The 22234-nt window shown below is 68.1% G+C and carries 26 protein-coding genes; 9 read left to right on the forward strand and 17 right to left on the reverse strand.

Annotated elements, in window-relative coordinates; all coding sequences use genetic code 11:
• A partial coding sequence (locus tag AB0J97_RS40035) for a hypothetical protein (RefSeq protein ID WP_364099098.1) occupies nt 1-341 on the forward strand: 341 nt, incomplete at its 5' end.
• Nucleotides 342-1293: 952 nt separating this feature from the next.
• On the opposite strand, the gene AB0J97_RS40040 is transcribed toward AB0J97_RS40035, so the two are convergent.
• The 3 genes from AB0J97_RS40040 to AB0J97_RS40050 all read right to left on the reverse strand — a co-directional run bounded on the left by AB0J97_RS40040 (nt 1294) and on the right by AB0J97_RS40050 (nt 3048).
• On the reverse strand, nt 1294-1791 hold the full coding sequence (locus AB0J97_RS40040; RefSeq protein WP_364099101.1) for a nucleoside deaminase: 498 nt from the start codon (nt 1789-1791) through the stop codon (nt 1294-1296).
• Between the two features lie 128 nt (nt 1792-1919).
• Entirely contained in the window at nt 1920-2390 is a 471-nt protein-coding gene (gene cynS, locus AB0J97_RS40045; RefSeq protein WP_364099104.1) for a cyanase, read from the reverse strand.
• A gap of 70 nt (nt 2391-2460) precedes the next feature.
• Nucleotides 2461-3048 carry a carbonic anhydrase gene (locus AB0J97_RS40050; protein WP_364099107.1) on the reverse strand — a complete coding sequence of 196 codons (588 nt, stop codon included), beginning with the start codon at nt 3046-3048 and terminating at the stop codon, nt 2461-2463.
• A gap of 110 nt (nt 3049-3158) precedes the next feature.
• Between AB0J97_RS40050 and cynR the strand changes: the two genes are divergently transcribed.
• Nucleotides 3159-4088 carry a transcriptional regulator CynR gene (gene cynR / locus AB0J97_RS40055; RefSeq protein WP_364099110.1) on the forward strand — a complete coding sequence of 310 codons (930 nt, stop codon included), beginning with the start codon at nt 3159-3161 and terminating at the stop codon, nt 4086-4088.
• A 105-nt stretch (nt 4089-4193) separates the two neighbouring features.
• Here cynR and AB0J97_RS40060 read toward each other — a convergent pair whose 3' ends face one another.
• The 4 genes from AB0J97_RS40060 to AB0J97_RS40075 form a co-directional block, all read right to left on the reverse strand.
• Nucleotides 4194-4811, reverse strand: coding sequence for a hypothetical protein (locus AB0J97_RS40060; RefSeq protein ID WP_364099113.1), 618 nt, complete (start codon nt 4809-4811; stop codon nt 4194-4196).
• Nucleotides 4811-5380 (reverse strand): RNA polymerase sigma factor, encoded by a 570-nt coding sequence (locus AB0J97_RS40065; RefSeq protein ID WP_364099116.1) that lies wholly within the window; start codon nt 5378-5380, stop codon nt 4811-4813. Before AB0J97_RS40065 ends, AB0J97_RS40060 begins: the two co-directional genes overlap by 1 nt.
• Nucleotides 5381-5827: 447 nt before the next feature.
• Nucleotides 5828-6472 (reverse strand): pyroglutamyl-peptidase I, encoded by a 645-nt coding sequence (pcp, locus tag AB0J97_RS40070; RefSeq protein ID WP_364099119.1) that lies wholly within the window; start codon nt 6470-6472, stop codon nt 5828-5830.
• 386 nt (nt 6473-6858) lie between these two features.
• Entirely contained in the window at nt 6859-7263 is a 405-nt protein-coding gene (locus AB0J97_RS40075; protein WP_364099122.1) for a hypothetical protein, read from the reverse strand.
• Nucleotides 7264-7365: 102 nt separating this feature from the next.
• Between AB0J97_RS40075 and AB0J97_RS40080 the strand changes: the two genes are divergently transcribed.
• Nucleotides 7366-7860, forward strand: coding sequence for a hypothetical protein (locus AB0J97_RS40080; protein ID WP_364099125.1), 495 nt, complete (start codon nt 7366-7368; stop codon nt 7858-7860).
• Between the two features lie 893 nt (nt 7861-8753).
• On the forward strand, nt 8754-9362 hold the full coding sequence (locus AB0J97_RS40085; protein WP_364099128.1) for a hypothetical protein: 609 nt from the start codon (nt 8754-8756) through the stop codon (nt 9360-9362).
• Between the two features lie 119 nt (nt 9363-9481).
• On the opposite strand, the gene AB0J97_RS40090 is transcribed toward AB0J97_RS40085, so the two are convergent.
• The 6 genes from AB0J97_RS40090 to AB0J97_RS40115 all read right to left on the reverse strand — a co-directional run bounded on the left by AB0J97_RS40090 (nt 9482) and on the right by AB0J97_RS40115 (nt 14582).
• Nucleotides 9482-10066, reverse strand: a complete 585-nt coding sequence (locus tag AB0J97_RS40090; RefSeq protein WP_364099131.1) for a hypothetical protein — start codon at nt 10064-10066, stop codon at nt 9482-9484.
• 71 nt (nt 10067-10137) lie between these two features.
• Nucleotides 10138-10575: a hypothetical protein gene (locus AB0J97_RS40095; protein ID WP_364099134.1), complete on the reverse strand. Its 438-nt coding sequence runs from the start codon at nt 10573-10575 to the stop codon at nt 10138-10140.
• Between the two features lie 345 nt (nt 10576-10920).
• On the reverse strand, nt 10921-11682 hold the full coding sequence (locus tag AB0J97_RS40100; RefSeq protein WP_364099137.1) for a hypothetical protein: 762 nt from the start codon (nt 11680-11682) through the stop codon (nt 10921-10923).
• 99 nt (nt 11683-11781) lie between these two features.
• The gene (locus tag AB0J97_RS40105) at nt 11782-12669 is read right to left on the reverse strand and encodes a hypothetical protein (protein ID WP_364099140.1); all 888 of its coding nucleotides are present in this window, start codon (nt 12667-12669) and stop codon (nt 11782-11784) included.
• Nucleotides 12666-13247 (reverse strand): sigma-70 family RNA polymerase sigma factor, encoded by a 582-nt coding sequence (locus AB0J97_RS40110; RefSeq protein ID WP_357706281.1) that lies wholly within the window; start codon nt 13245-13247, stop codon nt 12666-12668. The genes AB0J97_RS40105 and AB0J97_RS40110 overlap by 4 nt, the downstream gene beginning before the upstream one ends.
• Before the next feature lie 132 nt (nt 13248-13379).
• Nucleotides 13380-14582: a helix-turn-helix transcriptional regulator gene (locus AB0J97_RS40115; RefSeq protein WP_364099144.1), complete on the reverse strand. Its 1203-nt coding sequence runs from the start codon at nt 14580-14582 to the stop codon at nt 13380-13382.
• 237 nt (nt 14583-14819) lie between these two features.
• Between AB0J97_RS40115 and AB0J97_RS40120 the strand changes: the two genes are divergently transcribed.
• Both AB0J97_RS40120 and AB0J97_RS40125 read left to right on the forward strand, forming a co-directional pair.
• Nucleotides 14820-16340, forward strand: a complete 1521-nt coding sequence (locus AB0J97_RS40120) for a serine hydrolase domain-containing protein (protein ID WP_364099147.1) — start codon at nt 14820-14822, stop codon at nt 16338-16340.
• A gap of 42 nt (nt 16341-16382) precedes the next feature.
• The gene (locus AB0J97_RS40125; protein WP_364099150.1) at nt 16383-17564 is read left to right on the forward strand and encodes a serine hydrolase domain-containing protein; all 1182 of its coding nucleotides are present in this window, start codon (nt 16383-16385) and stop codon (nt 17562-17564) included.
• Nucleotides 17565-18508: 944 nt separating this feature from the next.
• Here AB0J97_RS40125 and AB0J97_RS40130 read toward each other — a convergent pair.
• The 3 genes from AB0J97_RS40130 to AB0J97_RS40140 all read right to left on the reverse strand — a co-directional run bounded on the left by AB0J97_RS40130 (nt 18509) and on the right by AB0J97_RS40140 (nt 20297).
• On the reverse strand, nt 18509-18784 hold the full coding sequence (locus AB0J97_RS40130; RefSeq protein WP_364099153.1) for a hypothetical protein: 276 nt from the start codon (nt 18782-18784) through the stop codon (nt 18509-18511).
• A gap of 507 nt (nt 18785-19291) precedes the next feature.
• The gene (locus AB0J97_RS40135; RefSeq protein WP_364099156.1) at nt 19292-19774 is read right to left on the reverse strand and encodes a carboxymuconolactone decarboxylase family protein; all 483 of its coding nucleotides are present in this window, start codon (nt 19772-19774) and stop codon (nt 19292-19294) included.
• A gap of 52 nt (nt 19775-19826) precedes the next feature.
• Nucleotides 19827-20297 (reverse strand): carboxymuconolactone decarboxylase family protein, encoded by a 471-nt coding sequence (locus AB0J97_RS40140; protein ID WP_357710740.1) that lies wholly within the window; start codon nt 20295-20297, stop codon nt 19827-19829.
• Nucleotides 20298-20522: 225 nt separating this feature from the next.
• On the opposite strand from AB0J97_RS40140, the gene AB0J97_RS40145 reads away from it, so the two are divergent.
• The gene (locus AB0J97_RS40145) at nt 20523-21149 is read left to right on the forward strand and encodes a TetR/AcrR family transcriptional regulator (RefSeq protein WP_364099160.1); all 627 of its coding nucleotides are present in this window, start codon (nt 20523-20525) and stop codon (nt 21147-21149) included.
• 162 nt (nt 21150-21311) lie between these two features.
• Here AB0J97_RS40145 and AB0J97_RS40150 read toward each other — a convergent pair whose 3' ends face one another.
• Nucleotides 21312-21437 (reverse strand): hypothetical protein, encoded by a 126-nt coding sequence (locus tag AB0J97_RS40150; protein ID WP_364099163.1) that lies wholly within the window; start codon nt 21435-21437, stop codon nt 21312-21314.
• A 72-nt stretch (nt 21438-21509) separates the two neighbouring features.
• Between AB0J97_RS40150 and AB0J97_RS40155 the strand changes: the two genes are divergently transcribed.
• Nucleotides 21510-21680: a hypothetical protein gene (locus AB0J97_RS40155; protein ID WP_364099166.1), complete on the forward strand. Its 171-nt coding sequence runs from the start codon at nt 21510-21512 to the stop codon at nt 21678-21680.
• Nucleotides 21681-21878: 198 nt separating this feature from the next.
• Complete coding sequence (locus tag AB0J97_RS40160; RefSeq protein WP_364099169.1) at nt 21879-22205, forward strand: hypothetical protein; 327 nt, start codon at nt 21879-21881, stop codon at nt 22203-22205.
• Nucleotides 22206-22234 lie beyond the last annotated feature (29 nt).

Consider the following 22234-nt stretch of genomic DNA (forward strand, 5'->3'; position numbering starts at 1 on the left):
CGGAGATCGACACTCTCAGCGCGCGCCTGGGCGAACTCAGCGAGCAGGTCGAGCACCTGCGGATCACCCGCAAGACCCTCATCTCCCTGGCCGAGGAGGACCTCGCCCCGGCTGAACCGTTCGCGCCGCCAGCGGTCCCCGCTCATCCTGCCTACCAGCAGATCCTCACCGTCTTCGGCGAAGCCGGCGGCTCCCTGCGCGCCCGTGACGTGGCCATGGCCCTGGACCTGCCCCTGACGCGCAACGACATCCAGAACCTTCGCGCCAAGCTCAAACGCCTGGCCGGTCGCGGCATCCTCGTCGAGACCGAACCGGGATTGTTCACCCAACCGCGCCCATAGCCCGAATGACGAGCCTCTGACCGGGCGACCTAAGCCAACTCCGGCGACGAAAGGGGCATCAGCTCGCGAAACGCACTCTGAGAGCGTTCCAGGGCAGCATCCTCCCGCACACATGCCTCCGTCTGAGGAAACGTCTCGTGATCTATCCCGCGCGTGTTCCGTCACCGACGACGAACGACGGACTCAAGGCTGCATCTGGCTGCACTAAACGTCTGTTGCCCGACATCTGGCCCGGAGAGAGCATCCGGTAGCCGGAGGTCCTCGCTGGATGCGCAATGTGCTGAGGCGATCGAGGCCTGGAAGTCACACCCTTGCCATGCGATCATCATGCACATGACTTCGACCAGAAAGGGCCATGCCGCGTAGGCGCCCTTCCGCGGTGCGCACACGAGGATTCATGTGCGCAACCCACAGACCCTCTATTCATCAGGTTTCCGGTCTCGGACCACGCCCCATGTCCGCGGTCATCACGCTGGAACATGCCTGGTGGGAGCCGGGCCATGTGGCGGCGATGCTGCTGGCATGGACGCGGGAAGTGATTCCCGGCACCTCCACACGACTCCTACCCACCTGCACATGCCCCGGATGTTGGGAACACGATCCGCGCGGGGCACTGGAACAGGTGCTCATCGCGTTGCCCAGCTGGGCGCGACCTTGTCTCTACAGCCTGGTGCTACCTATCGACAGGAGCTTTCTCGCCCGAACATCGCCGAATCCCCTCGCGTCACCTGATTGGCCATGGTGGCGGCAGCGGCGACGTCCGAACTTCCCCTGGAACGCCGACTTCTGATCAAGGGGGCCCGTCTGGGATCACGAACACCCCGCTGTAGGCACCACCTTGCGGCGGCGCAGCATCGTCATGGCAAGCCAGATGACGGTGGGCAGGGAGCAGCAGCACTACGACGGCGAGCTCCACCATCTGGTGCACGACGGCCGTTCAGGGCCACCTGGCTCACGCGGTGGGTGCGCCCGCGACGTGGCGGTCGCCGCCGTTGCGCTCCTGCCAGAACCGGTACACGTCGACGGCGTCCTCGCGTGCCTCGTAGCGCATCGGCAGCCGGCGTTCCTGCCAGGGCTTGGCGAACTCGTCGTAGAAGGTGCTCAGCTCGAAGTACTTGCGGTCGTCCACGTAGTGGGGCTCGTAGGCGTCGCGGGTGGTGAGGAAGACGACCTCGTCCGGGGAGCAGTAGTACAGCGAGCCCAGGCACATCGGGCAGGGGTGGGCCAGCACGTAGATGGTGGTGCCGGTCAGGTGCTCGGTGCCGAGCTTGGTGCAGGCCTCGCGGATGGCGAGGATCTCGGCGTGGGCGGTGGGGTCGCCGGTCTGGGCGACCTTGTTGGGGCTCTCGGCCAGGATCTCGCCGTCCTTGACGATGACGGTCGCGAACGGACGGCCGCCGTCGGCGACGTTCTGGCGGGCGATGTCGATGGTGCGCTGGGCGAAGTCCACGGAAATCCTCCAGAGGTTTGCTGGGTGGGCAGTCGGCGCGGCTGGGTTCGTCGAACGGGGCGGGGCGGGCCGGCAGGTCGTCTGCGGCCCGCCCCGTTGCCGCCCGTCTGTGACGCCGTGTCAGGTCGTCAGAAGGGCTTGGTCGGCAGGTACTTGCCGTCCAGGGTGATGACGGCGCGCTCGCCGCCCTCGGGGTCGGCGACCTTCTTCACGTCGAGCCTGAAGTTGATCGCGGAGATGATGCCATCGCCGAACTGCTCGTGGACCAGGGCCTTGAGGGTCGTGCCGTAGACCTGGAGCATCTCGTAGAAGCGGTACATGGTCGGGTCGGTCGGGATCCGGTTCGGCATCGAGCCGCGGACCGGGATGGTCTGCAGCAGCATCACCGCGTCCTCGTCCAGGCCCAGCAGCTCGGCGACGGCCCTGGCGGAGCTCTCCGGCAGCGGGTGCTGGCCGAGGACGGCCGCGGTGGTGAAGGCCACCGACAGGCCGGAGGCGTCGGCGATCTGCTGCCAGGTGAGGTTCCTGCGGGTCTTGGCGTCCACAGCGGCGGCGGCCAGGGCCTCGCGAGCGGTGGCGTTGAACTGTGCGTGCACCATGATCGGTATATCCTTCTCTGTTCGATGGATACGGGGGTTCCGGCGAGCTGTCGCGGGCGAAACCCCGGCGTCAGGCCGCCCGCGCGGGGCCGGCGGCGGTCAGGTCCTCGACGCGGCCGGTGGGGATGTCGTAGACCCAGCCGTGCAGGGCGACCTTCCCCTCCGCCAGGGCGCGGGCCACCGACGGGTGGGTGGCCAGGTTCGCCAGCTGGGCGAGCACGTTCTGCCGGACCAGGGCGGGAACGTCGCCGGCGGTGGCGGTGCGGGCCCGGGAGGCGTCCGCGTGCCGCAGCCAGGCGGCGACCGTCGGAGCGCCGCTGAGGTCGTGCCCCTCGGCGAGCGCGGTCATCGCGCCGCACGCGGAGTGGCCGCAGACGACGATGTCCTGCACCCCCAGGGCGGCGACGGCGTACTCGATGCTCGCCGCGACCCCGTCGGCTTCGAGGCCGTAGGCGGGCACCAGGTTGCCGGCGGTGCGGATGACGAACAGGTCACCCGGTTCGGTACCGGTGATCAGCTCGGGGACGACGCGGGCGTCGGAGCAGCTGATGAACAGCGTGTGCGGTGTGTGGTGCGTGGCCAGATGGGCGAAGAGCTCCGCCTTGGCCGGGAAGACGTCCCGCTGGAAACGGGCGACGCCTTCGGTGAGGTCCTGCATGGTGTGGTCACTCCCTTCGCGGGCTGGTGAATCCATCATGCATGACCTGGGCTTATAGAGTCCAAGAGTTGTTCGACATGGAATCTATTGCTCTCATCTATATTTGTTCCATGGCCGTCCTCGAACTGCGTCACCTGCGCTATCTGCTCGCCGTGGCCGAACACGGCAACTTCACCCGCGCCGCCGAGGAGCTGCACATCTCGCAACCCACGCTCTCCCAGCAGATCAGGCAGCTGGAGCGGACCCTGGGCGTGCAACTGCTGGACCGCACCGGCCGCACAGTACGCCTCACCGACGCCGGCGCCGTCTACACCGACCACGCCCGGCGGGCACTACGCGACCTGGCCGCCGCCGAACGCGCCGTCCACGACGTCCAGGACCTCTCCCGCGGTGACCTGCGCCTGGGCGTCACCCCCACCTTCACCGCCTACCTGGTCGGCCCGCTCACCGCCGAGCTCCACACCCGCCACCCCGGCATCCGCCTCACCCTGGCGGAGATGGCCCAGGACCGCATCGAAGCGGCCCTGCTCGCCGACGACCTCGACCTCGGCATCGCCTTCGCCGGCCCCCACCTGCCCGGCGTCACCGCCACCGCGCTGTTCACCGAGACCCTCAGCCTCGTCACCGGCATCCCCCGCGCCCGGCCGCTGCCCGCCCCCCTACCGGTCCGCGCCCTCAAGGACGAGCGACTCGCCCTGCTCAGCGGCGACTTCGCCACCCGCGGCCACATCGACGCCTACTTCGCCCGCCACCGGACCGCCCCCCACATCGCGGTCGAGGCCAACTCCGTCCAGGCCCTCATCGAGATCGTCCAGCGCACCCCGCTGGCCACCGTCCTGCCCGACGCCATCACCCACGACCATCCTCACCTCACCCCCGTCCCCCTCGACCCGCCCCTGCCCACCCGTACCGTCACCCTTCTGCACCGCGAGGGCGCCTACCGCAGCGCCGCCACCCACGCCTTCACCGAGCTCACCCGCGACCTCGTCCGCACCCGCGGCTACACCCCCGCCGGCGAGGCCGGCGGGGGTGCTGGTTGACGGCTTGAACGAAGGGCGGCGCCAAGCCCGAAATGCCGGGAACGAGGAGGGCTGAACCCGCTTCCGTACCGGGCGACGCGGTTGCCGCCGATCAGCAGCAAGGCCTCATTGAGCGCCCGTGACGGGCGTGCACGGCTTCACGGATGTGCCCGCCTCGGCCAGCCAGGCGCCGAGCCGCCAGGGCACCTGCGGGTTCCTGTTGTCGCGGAACTCCACCACGAGCGTCTCGCCCGGCTTGATGTACTGCGGGAAGATCCGGATCGTCCGAACGGACGTCACCCGGGTGGCCTTGAACGACCGCGACTCTTCCACGAGTGAACGCAGCTCGCTCGCGTTCGAAGCGGGTTCCCCGCCGTAGGCCCGGTCCACGCCGGCGAACCGCGGGCCCGCGCACCGCGTGGCCGGGGCCAGGAAGGTCACGTCGGCCTTGATGCCCACCGCGGCCAGCTTGGCCTCCAGCCCGGCCGGATCGCTCAGCTCGTTGACGGTGACCTCGACCGTGCCGTCCGGGCTTCTGGTCACCGCGTGAGCGGCGGGCCCGGTTCCGATGATCAGCGGTGCGACGGTGAGCCCCGCCGCGAGCCCGGCCGCGACCAGCAGCCGGGGGCCGGTGACGACGCGTCGCCGGGGCCGCATCCCGTGGAGCAGCCGCTGCCGCGCTCCGGCCAGTTCGTCCGGGGTGGCGGGGGGGATGGTCTCCCACATGGCCTTGAGTGCGTCCATCAGCGTTCTCCTTGCTTGCTCAGGGCTTGACGGATCCGGAGACGGGCTCGGTTGAGTCGCGAGGCGACGGTTCCCGGCGGGATGGCCAGCGCGTCGGCCACCTCCTGGTAGCTCAGTTCGGCCCATGCGACGAGCAGCAGCACGTCGCGATCGGCCGGTGCGAGCTCCAGCAGGGCCAGCGCAAGCGGGCGGTTGACGGCCAGGGTGTTGACCTCGTCCTCGACCTGCGAGCCGGACAGCTCCGCCGGATGCACGCCGCTGCGAACGTAGGCGCGATAGAGGCTCGTCTCGGTACGCCGCCGCCGGCCGATCAAGTTGGAGGCGATGCCGTACAGCCACGGTCGGGCATCGGCGCGACTTCGGTCGTAGCCGCCGCGGTGCTGGAAGGCGGCCAGAAAGGTGTCGGCCACGACGTCCTCCGCCTCGCTGGGCCCCAGGCGCCTGGTCACGTAACGGTGCAGGAGCGGCGCATGCCGGTCGAACAACGTGGCGAAGATCTCGGGTTCGTTCAGCGATCTCTCGATGAGGAGCGCGTCGTCGACCTCAACTACTTCGCGAGGGATTGTCATGCATACCGACCTTTCCTGGCGTATGCGGTCACCTGTACTTACCGCGCCAGGCCGAAATCCTTCACGAACCGCCCATCATGGGTACGGGGGCGAGCGCCACTGGAGGCACTGGCGGCGTGATGCTCGGCCACACCCACAGGGCTCCGGACACCATCCGGGGCCCTCAGCCATTTCACGCGCCGCACGGATCTGGCCCGAGGCCCCTTGTCCCCCAGTCAAGTGCGCTACCAAGCCCCGAAGACCCACGGGAACGCCGCCGAGATCCTTGCACGTCTATTGGTGAACCACCGACAACAGGCCGGGACCCACGCGAGGCAGGCATCACGCCGGGCCAGGCCGAGGCGCATTCAGCGGCCGGCGCGAACAGTCAGGCCCAGCCGCAGGGCCGCTCGAACGTCGGGTTGGCCCGCGGGTAGACGGCCGAGATCGGCGACGGTCGGCAGTGGATCAGTGGAGAGAGCCGCCGGTCTCCTTGAGATCTGCGGTCGTGGTGATCGCCACGGACACGATCGCCGTCAGCGCTTCGGCGATCGACCGGACGGACATCGACGGCTGGTCCCCGCTCGGGACCTGTTCGGGAAGGTAGGGCACGTGCACGAAGCCGCCGCGCACCCCCGGCCGGCCGGACTCGATGAGATGCATCAGCCCGTAGAAGACGTGGTTGCAGAGGAACGTCCCCGCCGTGTGCGAGACGGACGCCGGCAGCCCGACCTCGCGGACGGCGGCCACGCACGCCTTCACCGGGAGGGTGGAGAAGTACGCGGCCGGGCCGTCCACGACGACGGGCTCGTCGATGGGCTGGGCGCCCTTGTTGTCGGGGATGCGAGCGTCATCAAGGTTGATGGCGACGCGCTCGACCGTGATGCCCGGTCTCCCGCCCGCCTGCCCGACACAGACGACGACCTCGGCACCGGACTCCTCGACGGCCGCGCGCAGCCGTGCGATGGCGTCCTGGAAGACCACCGGCAGCATCACAGTCGTCAGCGACGCCCCTTCCGGCGGCGTGGTCGCGGCCAGTTGCACCGCCTGCCACGACGGATTGACGCCAGAACCGTCGAACGGCTCGAACCCGGTGAGCAGCACGTGGGTCATGGGTCTCCTCTCGTACGCCGGCGCCGATCAGCGGTGCAGGGGTCTGCGGAGACTATCGGCATCCTCGGCCCGCTCCCCTCCCCGGCCCTTGGCGAGGCCGGGGAGGGTCGGGGTGGTACTCAGAAGGCGATCATGCTCTGCCGCCTTTGATCGTTGGGGAACATACAGAGAACGATCACCCGTGGTCAGCCATGGAGTGCCGGACATGAAACGAGAGGCCCGTCACCGCGTTTCCACTGGTGACGGCCCTCTTCCCGTTGGTGCGTCAAGTGCAAGGTTCGAACTTGCGTAGGCTGAGCCGACGGTTTTCACAGGGGATCGTGGATCTCGCCTCAACTGGCCGCTTGGCCTGCGTCTCTGGATCGGGCCTCGGCTCTGCGACGTCATCACGTTCGTTGTGCCCGCTCCTCCAGCCGCCGGAGCCGGCGGTTGTACCGGCCGACGTGCGACCGCACTGCCCGGTCGATCAATCGGACTTGCGGATCTGAAGCATGCTCGTAGAGCTCGATCTCGAACGGATCGCCGTCGTACTCGATCAGTTGGGCCAGAGCTTCGCGGTCCCGCTCAACCGAACCACGGTCGCGGACAAGTTTGCGCCACGCACAAGCGCTCGCCATGGCCGTGTCCACCCCATCACCGTAATCGCCCGTATCGCTCGCGTGGAACCACGACAGCAGTTCGACCTGCATCACGTGACCTCGCGCCATCTGTCCGATCATCCCGTTCGCCGTCCACGCGCGCACGAGGACGAAGGACTGTCGAATGAGAAGCAGATCGCCTTCATGGCGCATCGCCCTGCCACTGAGCTGCGGATAGACAGTCTGGCGCGAAGATGATGTCGCTGATCATTCCGGGCATGTTCCGGATCACGCTCCCACGACGATACTGGTCCCGTGGAACTCCCGGCAGAACTGCGCGCGTATCTTGTTGAGCTTCGGGGTGACCTGCTCTGCCGACGACTCGTCGGTCGTGTCGCAGACGCAGGTTGGATGGCCTGCGAGCTGATCGGAGCCGGAGTCGACACACCCAGCACCATCGAACTAGCCGGATATGCCCTCTCCATCGGCTCCCTTTCGGAGATTGAACCGCTGCTTCGCCAGGTGCTCTCCGAATGTGGAATGCCCCCCTTGGACACCCAGCAGGAACCGTGGAATGTCGCGTTCGAAGTCTCACTAGCCATGCAGGACGGCACGCTGCCCATTTCGGCTGGTGCCGATTTCCTGATCACCGAACTCTCACCTCGATGCGGCCACCCACCCGAGATCACAGAGCTCATGATTCTCATCGATGATTGGGAAGCCTTACGAAGCACGCCGCCAACTGATGATGAGCTCCGATGCCAAGCTGGAGAAATCGCGAAAGCGGCGCGACTACGACGTATGAAATGAAAGAGAGCAGGCTCTGGTCCCCTGACCGTCGCCGATCGTCATGTCAGTTGGAGGGTTTCGGTACACGATCTCTGGACCCGTTGGGCATCACGTTCACGCCCCCATCCGCCATGTCTCGACGTCTACGCGTGGGTTCCGGAGCAGAGCCCCGAGGTCTTCGAGCGATTCATCGACGGCTACGTCAACGTGGACAAGCATCGTTCGCCCAGGGTGGCTCCCAAACCAGATCCACTCCGCGGGGGTTCACCCAGAGCCGGCGGCAGGGGTCCGGCGTCTGCTTTGATCACGGTTATGGAACCAGCAGCGGCACCCTATGAGCCGATGACTCCGGCGCACCTGGCAGTAGAGCATGGCGACCTGAGGGAGCTGACCCGGTTGCTCGACGCCGGTACCGACCCGAATGAGGCGTGCTCCAACACGACACTGCTCTTGCATTCGATCGACGTGGAGGCGGACGGAGCAGCCCAGACCGGAGAGCCACTCGATGCTGCATGCACCGCCGTGCTCCTGGCATATGGGGCGGATCCTGAACGCCCGGGCCCCGATGGGGACATCCCGCTGCTCTTCGCCCTCCATTACCGTCATGGGCTGGCTGTTCGGCTACTTGAGGCCCACATCACCCGTCGTCACGGTGGCACGGCGCCTGTCCCCTGCCCTGTGCTTCCTCCAGATGAACCGCTGACGCGCCCCCAGTCCTAACGAGTTCTACGCACTGCCCGCCACCTGGTCCAACGGCAGCCTCACCCTTCATTCCCGTACACCGCACTTCACGTTCGTTCGTTTGGGTGGCTCCCAAAACGATGCGGGCCGTAACTTGCCCCGAGCCGTCGAAACGATCTGTCAGAGGGGCACCCACCATGGCCTTGGCATGGCATGGCATCGACCTTGCTCTCGTGGACACTGTGATCAACCTGGCGAGAAGCCCATGGAGCCGTGAGGCACTCGATCGAACTTGGCAACCGACCGGATGGCCACTCCCGGAAGGCGGCTCTCTCGCCAAGCACATCCTCGACGATGAAGAGTGGCCCATAGTGCCCGCGGGAGAGTGGAACGTCGGTGTCATCACCAACGGCAAGAGCACTCGGGTAAGAGGATTCTCCGTGGGCTTCGCCCTCTTTTACGAGCCCGACGATATCTGGGATCCCGACCCAGACCCGGACCTGAGCGAGTTTCCCCAGCACGTCCCATCGGATATCTGGCGGATCGATCGCACCGCCGACCGGGCCCGGTTCCAGGGCGTCTGGGAAGACGGGCACAGGACTGTCGCACGACGCTTGGGCGCACCGACTGTGATCGATGACGGCTGGGACGACGAGTCGGAATGGCAACATGCGGTCTGGCGGCTGGGCGCACGTCTTCTCATAGTGGCCCAAGGCGACGACATCACGACGTACAGCCTCTACGACGAGGCTTCACTCCAGGTGATCGACTATCCGGATGACAGGCCCATTCCAACGGGCTGGGATCTCCACGGCCTTCTCCTGGGCTCCAACCTGGAATGAGGCCAGGCCGCACGCCCGGACGACGGGCTTACGGCGGCGCGCCGCGCCGCCGTTCGATCTTCATGAGGCCGGTTAGGCAATGGGCCCCGCCGATCAGGCCGTCTCGGCGGCGAGCTGCATCACAGAGGCATCGGCAGTGCCGAGCAGGGGCTGTCGTCCATCAATGCTCGGTCCAGGCGGACACCGCTTTCCAGCTCCACCACGGCGAGGCATGCCGCGAGGATGTCCACCCTCGCCTCCGCGTCCTCGCTGTCATAGCCACTCGCGAGGAAGTCGGTGTACGGGCTCAAGGGACCGAGATGGTCTGCCCATTCCGTAAAAGACATGAGGTCCGGCTCCGGATGATGGAGAAAGCCTTCGGCCTGGCCGTAGCGGGCGTACATGCTGGTGTTGCCTTCGATGTCGAAGGACACGTACCAGTGCCGGAATCCCTGGCCGGCGAGTCGCTCGGTCATCTCCATGCGGTCGTCTCCCGGGTTGACCCAGTCCAGCGTGACGATGCCGTCGCCGACCTGGTGGAGACTGATGGAGCCGGTGCTGCGCGGCAGCTCGTCGGGGCCCTGAAGCGTGGTGAGGTCCGCCCCAAGCCGACGTACGGCATCCCTGATCGACAGGACACCGAAGTCGGGAAGCGTCACCGTGTAGGCGATGGTGTCGAGGTCACTCAGCATGTCGCCGTAACGAGCGACGATCTCATCCAACACGAGCGAATCCAATCTTCTCAGCAGTCTGGATGGCAGCCGAGCACGCGGCTCACCTGCTGCCTGCCTGGGCCTCACCTCCGACGCTCAGCCGTTCCTTGCCCCCGCCCCACCAAAGCCGTGCCCCCGGATCGCTGACCGACCAGTTGCGGGTCTTCGGATGTCAGTCCCTGCGGAGGTACGAGCATCAGCAGAGGTTCTCCCGGGTCGCGCACCTCCAGTTCCTGAACAGGACGCTCGCGCGGGAACGCAAGCATCTTGGTGCCGGCGGGAAGAGCCTTCTCAAAATCCTCGACGGATTTGCGCGGCTTCCACTGCTCGACCGGGACCGTCGGATCGCTGATGACACCCCCCTGGCTGAGCTCTATGTAAACGAGCCCATCAGGGATCGGCCCCTGCTGCCAGCCGTCGATTGTTCCGCCTGCCACGACGGGGCGGTCCGCGGCAAGTTCTTCCGGCGTTCCGTACGGGTCGAAGTCGGCCTCGACCACGCGTAACAGCGACAGATCCAAAGAGCCCTTCGCTTCAGAGCTGTCGACCTGTCCCTGCTTCGGGCCCGCTTGTGTTGCGAGTGCGCCTCCGCCGGGTCCACCGCAGACGGACAGGGCCGCTGTCGCGGCGAGGGCGAATGCGAGAAGGGTCTGCTTCCCTATCGTTGTCCTCCCTTGCGTCAGGCCCAGTGCGGATTGTAGGTGGGGCTGAACACGTAACGACGAGACGCGCCACCGACGAGGCTGACCTCCTGCCCCTGCTCCAAGAGTGGGGTGTGGCGCCCGAGCGGTTCGCCTATCCGTGGAACACGGATTTTCCGGCGTAGGAGCCCGCAGCCATCGGCTCAGACCGCCGTGGGTACTGGCTCAGTAGCGATGGTCGGGCCAGTGGGGATCCTCCCAGCGGGCGGAGCCGGCGAGGCCGAGCAGTCGTATGCGATGGAGCAGCTCTACGGGGGCGTTCTGGCTGCGGAGGCGGGCGGGGGCGGTGTGGATCAGCCAGGCCGTCAACTCGATACGCGTCTCTTCCTCGTGCTCCTGGGTTTCCCAGGGGAGTCGGTCTCCCAGCAAGTCGTATTCCCAGTGCGCCACCGCCTTGGCCAGGTGGTGGTCGGCCACGCTGGACGTCTGCGCTTCCCAGACGTCCAGCCAGGGGCTGAGTGTGGCAGAGGCTTCGTGACACAGTGCGAGAACTTCGTGCACGGGCACAACCGGATCCGGGTCGATGAGAGTGCGGGCCCACCAGGCGTTCAGGAATTCCCGGACCGCTGCAACCTGCTCTCCAGGCCACTGCTGCCACTGGCCCCGGGCAAGTGAACGTCCGACCTCATCCATACCGAAAAGCGGCTCGACGAGACCGCCGACGAGAGCCCTCGACAACTGAGGCAGAACACGGCGCAACACGGATCCATGGTCGTTCCAATCGATGGGCCGCCAAGCGCGGTGCAGAAGATCAAGCTCTAGCTCCACGTCCGGCACCTTCAACTGCGCGAGCTCTTCCGCACTCCCCCAGTGGCACTCGCAGTTGTACTCATCAGGACGTGCGGTCATGCCTTGGAAGGTGACGACCATGCGGTTCAACGCGGCGTCGAGACGGAGACACGCGGACGCCTGATCAAGGTTCGTCATGGACGTTCGCCTTCAGAGACTCCGGAAGATCGCCACTCTAGCCAACTCCGCGCCGGCGGTGAAGAAGACAGAATCGGCGTCGTCAGCGGGTGTCCACTGTCAGTCGAGCTTGACGGAGCCGCCAGTGGCCGGCGTGTTCAGCTGCGCGCTCGTCCGGCCGGTGAGCTCCTCGAGCGAGACGCTGCGCCGCGACCCGTCCTGGAGGATTGTCGTGACGCCCGTGACGCCGCCCCGACCTGAGGCGTTCTCGCGCTCCTCCGTCGTCGGCGCGTCCGGCCACCAGGCCGCGAAGTAGCCACCGGTGACGGTCGCGGTGACGATGCCTTTCGCCTCCGTGACGAGCTGGAGGCCCACCACACCGGCACCGACCCTGCCGGTCACCGTACGCACGCTCTCCTCACTCGAACTCGTGGCCGCGCCGAGGGCCGCCCGCGCCGACCCCGCGGGAACCGGCGGAAGCGGCTTCGCGCCGGGGCCCGGCGTGCTGCCGTGCATGCCGACGAGGTCGCCATCGCGGAGCAGGCAGGTGATCTCGGCGAGGTGGCTGCTGTCATCGTTGACGTAGACGAGCGTCCACGGTCCCCGCCCCTCGGTCACCACGGGCCGGAAGTCGAGCTTGCGTCCAGTCGTGCGCTGGGCGGTGTCCTGGGCGTTGTCGAGGCACTTCTCCTGGGCCTCGGCGGCCCGGTCACTGCTCACCGTGTGCGGCGTCGCGGTCCACGCTGCCATCGCTGTGCCACCGCCGAACACGCCGGGCAGCAGCAACGCCGCCGCGATGCCGGCAGCCACCCCTCCACTCACCATGGCGAGCCGCCCGGCAGTGAGCACGCGAGGGCTGCTGGTCGTCGGTGCGTGCGCGCCCATCGGGTCGGTGGCCACCACCTGGGCCAGCAGGGCACGAGCCTGCGGGTCGGTGCCGGTGTCCAGGTCGGCTGGGGTGACAGCGGGGTCGAGGTCGCGCAGGGTGTGGTCGAGGATGTCGTTCATCGCGTGCTCCGAGAGTCGACGGTGGCGGTCGCCACGAGCTGGGTTTCTGTGGTGGGAGCCGCGTCGGCGTGGCGGCGCAGGGCACGCCGGGCCCGGGTGAGCCGAAGCCGGAACGCAACGGGAGAAATACCGAGCACCCGCGCGGCATGCGGGGCTGTGAGTCCATCCCACACGGCCAAGGCGAGCGCCTCCTGGTGGAGCGGACTGAGCCGCCGCCACGCCTGGACGAGGTCGAGCCGGCGCGCCACCAGTTCGGGGTCCAGCCCGGCCACCGCGGCGCCGGTCAGCTGCCCGTCGGCGATGCGGACGGCGAGCGCCTGCCGCCGCCGATCAGCCCGCAACCCGTTGCGGAGAGTGCGGTGCGCGACGCCGAACAGCCAAGCCCGCGCCTCATCCGCCGCCGGCGGCACGTCGTCCAGACGCCGCCAGGCGACGAGGAACACGTCGGCGACCACGTCCTCGGCGTGAGAGGGGTGGACGCGACGCTCGACGAACCGCAGCAACGCGGCATACGTCTGCTCGTAGAGCCGGCCGAAGCGCTGGGTGCGCTCCGGCGGCTCGGTGTCAGTGACGTTCATGCCCAGGTCATGTCCGGCAGGCCCGCAGGTGTGTCGCGAACCGTCACGACGAGGCGTCGGACACTGCCTCCCCCGAGCTCTCGCCGGTGAGGTCGCGCGCCGCCCAGCCGCCACCCGGGTCGGAACAGCGCCCTACTTGGTCAGGGATTCGGCGACGAGGCGCCAGATGTCCGCGGCCAGGTCCATGTTGCCGCTCTGCTGGGCCTGCTCGGCGAGCTTGCGCAGCCCGGCGAGCGCCGTGTCCTGCTCGCCCTCCAGGAGCAGGACGCGGTTGCGCAGGACGTCGAGCCGCATCCGCTCCTGGTAGGTGAGCAGGTCGTCGAAGCCGGTCAGCCGGTCCAGGACCGTGCGGGCCTCGTCGAGGTCGCCGGCGAGGACGGCGATCCGGGCGCGCACGGCCAGCAGTTGCTGCTCGATGGCCGGGGCGTCCGCGAACGGCAACACGGCCTGGACTTCTGTGACACGCCGCCGGGCGGACTCGATTCTGGGCGGATCGGCCCTGAGGTCGAGCCGGGCCGCGCCGAGGCGCAGACGCGTCCAGATCGTCAGGTCGTCACGGCCGTTGAAGCCATCGATGGCCTGGTCCATCAGTTCCGCGCCGGTTTCGAGGTCGCCCTGGCGGACCCGGATGTTGGCCACGGTCCACACGGCTTGGGCCCGCAGCGCTCCCGAGACCTGGTCCGCCAGCGTGAGCAGTTCGTCGGCATGTCGGGCGGCGTCGGGGAGTCGCCCGGCCTCGGCCAGCGCCGACACCAGGGCCAGCAGCGCGGAGGCCCGCACGCGGGCGGGCAGCGCTTCGCGTTCGGCCAGCTCGTGGGCGTGTGTTGCGGCATCGACGGCGCCGACGATCTCTCCGGTGCTGCGCATGCAGCGCGACAGTGCGGCCAGCACTCTGGACTGCAGCTCGGGTAGCCCGATCTGTGCGCTGAGGGTGGCCAACTCGTCGAGGCATGTGCGCTGCTCGGCGTACTCCTGACGCCACTGACGCCATTCGGCGACTTGCCAGAGGGCCTGCCAGCGCAGGAGGGGGTCCTCCCCGCCGGAGGTTTTCAGGGCGTCGCTGAGGGTTTGGCCGCCTTCGTCCTGGCTCAGGCCGGTGGCCAGGGTCAGGCTCTGGGCCAGGGAGGTGGCGGTGAACTGGGTGAGTGCGGTGGGGCTGATGCCGAGCTGCGTGGCCAGGTGCTTGATGGCTCGTTCGGTGGGCTGACGCGCCCCTGATTCCAGCCGGGACAGGTATCCGGTGGACATGCCCTCGCCCGCGAGGGCTGCGAGCGTCAGGCCGCGTTCGGTCCTCAGTTGCCTCAGTCGGCGGCCGAAGACTGGTTGTTCGAGCATGTCCGAACTCCCGGGTAGCGGTTGACGTCGTCCGACGTCTTGAGGGTCACGCCAGAGGCTAACTCACTTGCCTCCCTTCAGACAAGTTCTTGCCAGACGCCGATGCCGCACACCGACGGCTTTGGCAATTCATCTTGGCAACTACTTGCCAAGATTGTGGCAACGGTCGTAACGTTCCTGTCGTCGCCAACGGACCTCGTCGCCGACAAGCCGGAAGCCCCCCGAAGGAGCACCGCCATGTCCCTCGCCCTCGCCCTCACCGACCAGGACCAGCTCACCCTGCGCACCGCCGCCTGGGGCGCCGTCTCGCTGATGTCCGCCGCCGGTGCCGCCGGTTCGGCGCACAAGGCCGCCGCCGAGGGCTCCGTCGCCCTGACGTCCGCGACCGGCCCGGTCGGGCACGTGCTGGCCAAGGCGCCCAAGGGCGTGAAGTACGGCAAGACCGTGGCCGAACTCGCCGACCAGGTGCTGCCTGCCCTGAACGCCTCCATGATCCTGCTCAGGAAGCAGGCCCCGGCCGAGGCCGACAACTTCCGCCGCACCGTCCTGGTCGCCGTCGAAGCGGCCACCCACGGGAGGCCCAGCCCCACCATGACCGAGATGGCCCGCAAGATCAGCGCAGCCCTCGACACCGCCCCGGCCACGCCCGAGGTGAGCGCAGCGAACACCGTGGCCGGGCAGGATCGCCCGGAACTGCAGAAGCTCATCCAGGAGTTCGTGAACTCCGGCATCACCGGAATGCAGTTGCGGGTGAACGACGAGCGCGGCGAGTGGGTCGGCACCGCGGGGGTACGCGAGCTGGGCTCGTCGGAGAAGCCGCCGGCGGACGGACGGTTCCGGGTCGGGAGCTCCACCAAGACGTTCATCGCAACCGTGGTGCTGCAGCTCGTGGCCGAGGGCAAGATCGGGCTGGACAGCCCGGTGGACGGCTACCTGCCCGAGTTCGCGCTGGACGAGCGGATCACCGTACGGATGCTGCTGCAGCACACCAGCGGGATCTTCAACCACACCGGCGAGTACTACGAGGACGGGACGTTCGCGCCGGGAATCGCGTGGTCGGGCAAGGAATGGGTGGACGGCCGCTTCCGCACCTACCAGCCCGAAGAGCTGGTCCGGCTGGCACTGTCCAAGCCGGCGCGCTTCGAGCCGGGCACCGACTGGAGCTACTCCAACACCAACTACGTGCTGGCCAGGCTGCTGATCGAGCGGGTCACGGGCCGCTCGTTCGCCGAGGAGCTGCAGCGGCTGATCCTCGGCCCGCTGGGGCTGACGGGCACCGAGGCGCCGGGCATCTCGACGGAGATCACCGGGCCGCACGCCCACAGCTACTACCGGTACGAGGACGGCGGCCGGGAGCACACGGTGGACGTCACCAGCCAGAATCCTTCGTGGATCTCCGCCGGCGGCGACATGATCTCGACCACCCAGGACCTGCACACGTTCTTCGCCGCGCTGAACGGCGGCCGGCTGCTGCCCGCCGAGCTACTGACCGAGATGCGCAAGCCGGACCCGAAGATCGGCTACGGCCTGGGAATCTTCGAGCAGGACCTGGGCGGGAACGACGGCACCCTCTATCACCACAACGGCGGCATGGCGGGCTCCGCGGCGCTGATGTACAGCACGCCCGACGGCGGCAAGACGATGACGGCCTCGGTGACCTACGTGGACGACGCCGACCTGTCCAAGGCGGCGGCGTTCCAGCAGGCGACACAGCGGCTCATCGACGAGGTGTTCCGCGACGGCCGGACCACGAGCTGAGAACAGCGACCAAGAGCCCAGAACCCCAGAAACGAGGAAACCATGAACACGACGATCAGCCGGCGCATGGCGGTCGCGGCGCTCGCAACGGCGGTGCTCGCGGGGGCCGCCACCCCCGCAGGGGCCACCTCCACCGGGCCGGATCGCCCGGAGCTGCGCAAGGCGATGAACGCCTTCGTCGACGCCGGCTTCACCGGGATCCAGCTACGCGTGCGCGATCAGCGGGGCGACTGGGCCGCCGGCGCCGGGGTGCGCGAGCTGGGATCGGCCGCCAAGCCCCCGACCAACGGGAGCTTCTGGACGGGCAGCATCATCAAGACCTTCACCGCGACCATGGTGTTGCAACTGGTGGCAGAGGGCAGGATCGAGCTGGACCGCCCCGCCACCGACTACCTGCCCGGCTACGGGCTGGACGAGCGGATCACGGTACGGATGCTGCTGCGCCACACCAGCGGGATCTTCAACTACACCGGCGAGTACAAGCCCGACGGGACAATGGACGAACCCGGGATCCCCGCCAACGGAGACGGATGGGTGCCCAACCGGTTCAAGAGCTACAAGCCCGAGGAACTGGTACGGCTGGCGCTGTCCAAGAAGCCGCGCTTCGAACCCGGGACGCAGTGGAGCTACTCCAACACCAACTACACGGTGGCGCTGCTGATGATCGAAAAGATCACCGGCCACTCCTACGCCACCGAGCTGAAGCGGCGCATCACCGGCCCGCTCGGACTGCGGGACACCCTCGCGGCGGGCAACCGCACGACGGCACTGCCCGGGCCACACGCCCACGGCTACTACCAGTACAAGGACAAGGTGATCGACCTCTCCCACCAGAACCTGTCCCTGCTGACCGGCGCCGGCGACCTGATCTCCACCACGCAGGACTTGACCACGTTCTTCTCCGCACTGAACGGCGGCCGGCTCCTGCCCGCCGAGCTGCTGGCCGAGATGCGCACGGCGATCCCCACGCCGCTCCCCAAGCAGGACTACGGCCTCGGCATATGGGCGCAGGACCTGGGCCCCGGCTGCGGCACCGTCTACCAGCACAACGGCAGCCCACCGCACGGCTACGGGGCGCTGATGTACAGCTCGCCCGACGGCAGCAAGACCCTGACCGCCTCGGTGACCTGGCTGGATTCGGCCACCAGAGGCGCGGCGAAGGACTTCCTGACGCTTGTGGACGCCCTCGTCAAGCAGGAGTTCTGCGACACGCCGGCCGGATAGGCCTGTTCTGCCTTCTGAGGAGCGAGTGGCCGCAGCGGCGCCGGGGAAAGAGTACGGCGGCGGCGAAGTGCCATAGGAGGCCAGAGACGGCCGGACATGAAGCAAGAGGCCCGTCACCGCGTTTCCGCTGGTGACGGGCCTCTTCCCACTGGTGTGGCAGGTGTCGGAACGTTCGGTCCGTACGGCGTGGCCGGCGTGCGGCACCCGGCCCAGTGTGCCGCCGCCGTACAGCGGCCTGCCGCTTGCCCGCCGCCCGGGCATCCGGCCTGGGAGCCGGCCCCGGACGACAGCAGGACGGGCCGCCACGCCGACGTGTCCAAGCCAACCTGCCACCCCGCGGCGCCACACTGCCGTGCTCCCGCCCCGTCACCGGCCCTGACCGCTACGCGGCGCCTCCGGCGTCCTTCGGGGCAGCGCCGCCCGCGTCGCTCTCCGATGACCGGCTGACGGATTTGCGCCACGCCCGGTGCCGCGTCCGACCGGCAGCTACACACAGCAACCCAAACACTTGAAGGCTGACGTAGACGAACAGGAATCTGTAGGCATTCGGCCACACGCGCCCGTCGTTGACAGCGAACACGAAGAAGAGGCCGGCAGCACCCCAGCCCAAGCTGATCAGAACAAGCGCCCGGCCGGCGCGGTACCAGGCAGATCGGCGATACGCGTCCACAGCGCGAACTGTCCCACGAACACATCACCCCAACAAGACCGCCTCCGGCGGGTACCTCTCGCTCTGGACGCGGTGACCCATTCGACCTGGAGACCGGCCTTCCCGGGTCGATGATCAAGGACGCGCGTACCGTCCTCGACTTCGTGAAGGCATATGTCGAGGCCCGTTGGCCGCACGCGGCCGCCAAGAGCCGTGACAGCATGTCCGACGCTCTGGCCACGGCTCTCCCGGCACTGACGACGGACAAGGCAGGCCGGCCATCCTCCGAACTGCCCTACGCCAGTACGTTCTCCTGCCCGAAGACAAGCGGCCCATGACGCCCACCGACATCACGCGGGCCGCCCTCACGCTCCGCCTGGACGGCATGAAGGCCGGCGCCAACACGATCAAGAGGAAGCGCGCCATCCTGCACCACGTCTTCGAGTACGCGGTGGAGCTGGAAGAACTGCCGTCCAACCCGATGCACCGCATCAAGCGGAAGCTCCCCAAGACCACCGAAACAGTGGACCCACGGGTTGTAGTCACCCCTGAACGCCGCCGTCTGCTGCACGGCGTCAACGGGATACGGCTGGTGCCGTGGTCGAGCCTGCCCTGGCCCACGGCCTGTCAAATGACGATGGCCACGACGGGATCACCAACGACCAGCACCGCCTGTGCACGCTGCGCGCCGCCGGAGTCCTCACCTGCCCCGTGGACGGCCGGCACGTCCCCGACGCCCCCTACCCCCGGCCCGGTGCCCGCCCACGAGCACGCCCGGCAGACCGTCACCGGATTCTGGCACCGCTACCTGACCAAGCGGCTGCGCCGCCGGGGGCCGGCCGACCTCGCCACCCGCATCCTGCTGCCGTGGCCCACCGGCCGCCGCTTCTTCTTTGGCTCCCTCATCGACAGCGACCAGAAACCCGACACCCACACTCGGCCCACTCTGCCGCCGCTCGACTCGGGGGAGGCGGACCGACGGACCGTCAGATCCGTCGTTGATCGCGCCTCAACTGCGCGGTTCCGCGTTGCGCAGGCCAGGAAAGCCGCGCACCGGGCTGGCGACGGTGGGCGCCGATCAGTTGGCCATGTCGGCGAACATGCCGGGCTCGTAGGAACCACCAGGCTTGCGCACGATCACGTTGAGCCGGTTGTTAGCGTTGATCAGGGCAACCAGGGTGACCAGTGCGACGATCTGGTCGTCGTCGTAATGCCTGCGCACCTCGGCCCAGGTCTCATCCGACACGCCGCGATGATCGTCGGCGATCCGGGTGCCCTCCTCGGCGAGCGCCAACGCGGCCCGCTCGGCCTCGGTGAACACCGTCGACTCACGCCAGGCGGCGACCAGATGGATGCGGGTCGCACTCTCACCGGCGACCGTGGCGTCCTTGGTGTGATAGTCGACGCAGAAGCCGCAACCGTTGATCTGGCTGGCGCGCAACATCACCAGGTCCTGGGTGGCCTTGGGCAGCGGCGACTTCTCCACCAGCACGGCGACGTTGTAGATCCGCTTTGCGATCTTGGCGCCGAGCTCGTTGGCCAACAGGTCGAAACGTTCCATGACTGAGTCCTTGCTCGCGGGGTTGTCTGTCATTCGGATGGGGTGCGGATCGTCACTTGGCGGGCTGGTAGGAGCCGCCCCGCTGCCGGTTCATGACGGCGAAGCGGTTGGTGGCGTTGATGAGGGCGATGAACGCCACCAGCGCGGCCAGCTGGTCGTCGTCGTAGTACTTGGCGGCGTCGGCCCAGACCTCGTCGGTGATGCCACCGGCGCCGTCGGCGATGCGGGTGCCCTGCTCGGTCAGCTCCAGTGCGGCGCGCTCGGCGTCGGTGAACACCGTCGACTCGCGCCAGACGGCGACCAGGTTCAGCCGCGCGATGGTCTCACCAGCGTGTGCGGCGTTCTTGCCGTGAACGTCGGTGGCATAGCCGTCGCCGTTGATCTGACTGGCGCGCAGCATCACCAGGTTCTGCGTCGTGGCCGGCAGCGCCGACTCCTGAATCAGCACCGGGGCCGCCGCGCCGTAGTGCCCCAGGGCCTTGGCGACGACCGGGCTGGCGAAGAGGTTCAGGCGGCTTTCCATGGAATTGCTCCTTGCTGCTGTTGTCGGCTCGGCCATGAGATGCCGGAGGTCCGAGTTCTGTGACACCGCCACTCATGTGACTTACGTCATACAGACCCTGGAACTCCATTGAACTCACATGCAATCACTGCACTGCTGTGCAATCACTGCATGAAGATATACTCTAGCGGTGAGCAGGCGTCAAGATCTGCGGCCACCACCGACCCAAGGAGCGACAGAGCCACGATGAGCAGCGACGATCCAGCCCGCCGTAGCGGCCGCGAAGCGCAGCGCCGCCGGACCCGCAAGGCGATCGTGGACGCGGCGGTCCACCTGAGCGCCGGCGGAACGACACCGTCCGTCGACGAGATCGCGGCCGCCGCCGACGTGTCCCGCCGCACGGTGTACATGTACTTCCCGAGCCTGGACCACCTGCTGATCGACGCGACCGCCGGCGCGATCAACGAGCCTCCCGTCGAGGAGGCGCTGGCCGACCCTGCGCTCGCCGGCGACGCCGCGGCCCGAGTGGAAGCCCTCGCCCGGACCCTGCTCGCCTACTCACCCCAGTCGCTCCCCCTGGGCCGCCGCCTCATCCGGCTGACCGTCGACCCACCACCCGACGTCGCCCCGGGCACGGCCACCCCACAGCGCACCCGTCGCCGGATCGAATGGCTCGAGCAGGCCTGCCAACCGCTCCATGGCACCCTCAGCGAAGAGTCCTTCCAACGCCTGATCTCGGCCTTGACCATCGTGGTCGGCTGGGAAGCACAGATCGCCCTGCGCGACGTCCGCGGCCTCGACCCCCAGGCCGAACAGGAAACGATCACCTGGGCCGCACGAGCCCTGGTAGAGGCAGCGATCAAGGAAAAGTGACCTCGACCAACAAGATGCCGGTGACCCCGGCGAGCGTGGCGATGTGCGGGAGGGTCTCCTCCTCGGGCGGACCGCCGTAGCCGGGTGGCCGATGTGGCCCTCCAGCCATTGGGCTGTCAGCTCGCACAGGTCGGACGGCGTGCGGGCCCGAGCCAGGGGTGGTCATGGCGGGTCCCTTCGAGCGCGGCGGCGGTTCTGCCGGACGCGGTGGACGTCGGCCACCAGGTCGAGCACGGATCCGACCCGGGTCACCCCGGTGCGGGACAACACCCCGACCGCGATCGCCAAGCGCCATCCGCACGCCAGGCCATGCGGGGCCAGCACGGACAGAGCGGCCAGGGGCAGGACGGCCAGCGCCGCGTGCCGTCACCGGTAGAGGAGGCCGCGATCGCCGCCGCCGCCCAGATCCATCGCATGCGCGGCCGGCAATTCCCGCGGACCAGCGACCAGACCACCCATGTCTCCCACGGCACGCTCCACTCCTGTCCGAGGTTCGCCCACAGCGTGCACGAGCCGGCGAGCAGCGCCTGAGCGTCGTCCACGGTGGGCGCGTCCCAGCACACCATGTGCGCCGGGTGCTCCCCGTCGAAGTGCATCGCCCACCAGCCGCCGGCCAGGTTGTGGTCCGAGCAGCTCGGCTCAGCCAGGCAGGACGTACGCCTGGGCGGCATCTACGCACTCCAACGTCTGGCTGGCCACTCGCCACGCGACCGAGACACCGTGGTTGCCGTGCTGTCCGCCTATGTCCGCGGCCATGACGTGTGCACCTTGAAACCCGGGCAGAAGAAGCTTCCTCACGCCTGTACCTTCATCGTCTGGAACAACAAGCTAGAGGTGTCGCCGCTTACCAAGCCAGGAGCGGACGTGGTCGCAGCGCTCACCGTCGCCTCCAACCTGGCGCTCGCCGATGGACTGCGCTCGCACCACCAGCAGGCTGAGAACTTCACCCCGCCCCGTCCCGGCTGGCGCGCGGACCTGGTGACCACTGCCGCGCCTTCCACTGGATGGACCAGCACCGGATCCTGCTCAAACGCATCTGAACCCCGGAGCAAGTGATCGGCTACCTGTATTCGACCTCGTTCGCC

It is taken from the genome of Nonomuraea sp. NPDC049607, assembly GCF_040675375.1.
Lineage (GTDB): Bacteria > Actinomycetota > Actinomycetes > Streptosporangiales > Streptosporangiaceae > Nonomuraea.

Excerpts from the sequence above, each read along its gene's own strand:
- cynS (WP_364099104.1), bottom strand. The coding sequence starts at position 2,390 with ATGGTGCACGCACAGTTCAACGCCACCGCTCGCGAGGCCCTGGCCGCC.
- AB0J97_RS40050 (WP_364099107.1), bottom strand. The coding sequence starts at position 3,048 with ATGCAGGACCTCACCGAAGGCGTCGCCCGTTTCCAGCGGGACGTCTTC.
- cynR (WP_364099110.1), top strand. The coding sequence starts at position 3,159 with ATGGCCGTCCTCGAACTGCGTCACCTGCGCTATCTGCTCGCCGTGGCC.
- AB0J97_RS40060 (WP_364099113.1), bottom strand. The coding sequence starts at position 4,811 with ATGGACGCACTCAAGGCCATGTGGGAGACCATCCCCCCCGCCACCCCG.
- AB0J97_RS40065 (WP_364099116.1), bottom strand. The coding sequence starts at position 5,380 with ATGACAATCCCTCGCGAAGTAGTTGAGGTCGACGACGCGCTCCTCATC.
- pcp (WP_364099119.1), bottom strand. The coding sequence starts at position 6,472 with ATGACCCACGTGCTGCTCACCGGGTTCGAGCCGTTCGACGGTTCTGGC.
- AB0J97_RS40075 (WP_364099122.1), bottom strand. The coding sequence starts at position 7,263 with ATGCGCCATGAAGGCGATCTGCTTCTCATTCGACAGTCCTTCGTCCTC.
- AB0J97_RS40100 (WP_364099137.1), bottom strand. The coding sequence starts at position 11,682 with ATGACGAACCTTGATCAGGCGTCCGCGTGTCTCCGTCTCGACGCCGCG.
- AB0J97_RS40105 (WP_364099140.1), bottom strand. The coding sequence starts at position 12,669 with ATGAACGACATCCTCGACCACACCCTGCGCGACCTCGACCCCGCTGTC.
- AB0J97_RS40110 (WP_357706281.1), bottom strand. The coding sequence starts at position 13,247 with ATGAACGTCACTGACACCGAGCCGCCGGAGCGCACCCAGCGCTTCGGC.
- AB0J97_RS40115 (WP_364099144.1), bottom strand. The coding sequence starts at position 14,582 with ATGCTCGAACAACCAGTCTTCGGCCGCCGACTGAGGCAACTGAGGACC.
- AB0J97_RS40120 (WP_364099147.1), top strand. The coding sequence starts at position 14,820 with ATGTCCCTCGCCCTCGCCCTCACCGACCAGGACCAGCTCACCCTGCGC.
- AB0J97_RS40125 (WP_364099150.1), top strand. The coding sequence starts at position 16,383 with ATGAACACGACGATCAGCCGGCGCATGGCGGTCGCGGCGCTCGCAACG.
- AB0J97_RS40135 (WP_364099156.1), bottom strand. The coding sequence starts at position 19,774 with ATGGAACGTTTCGACCTGTTGGCCAACGAGCTCGGCGCCAAGATCGCA.
- AB0J97_RS40140 (WP_357710740.1), bottom strand. The coding sequence starts at position 20,297 with ATGGAAAGCCGCCTGAACCTCTTCGCCAGCCCGGTCGTCGCCAAGGCC.
- AB0J97_RS40145 (WP_364099160.1), top strand. The coding sequence starts at position 20,523 with ATGAGCAGCGACGATCCAGCCCGCCGTAGCGGCCGCGAAGCGCAGCGC.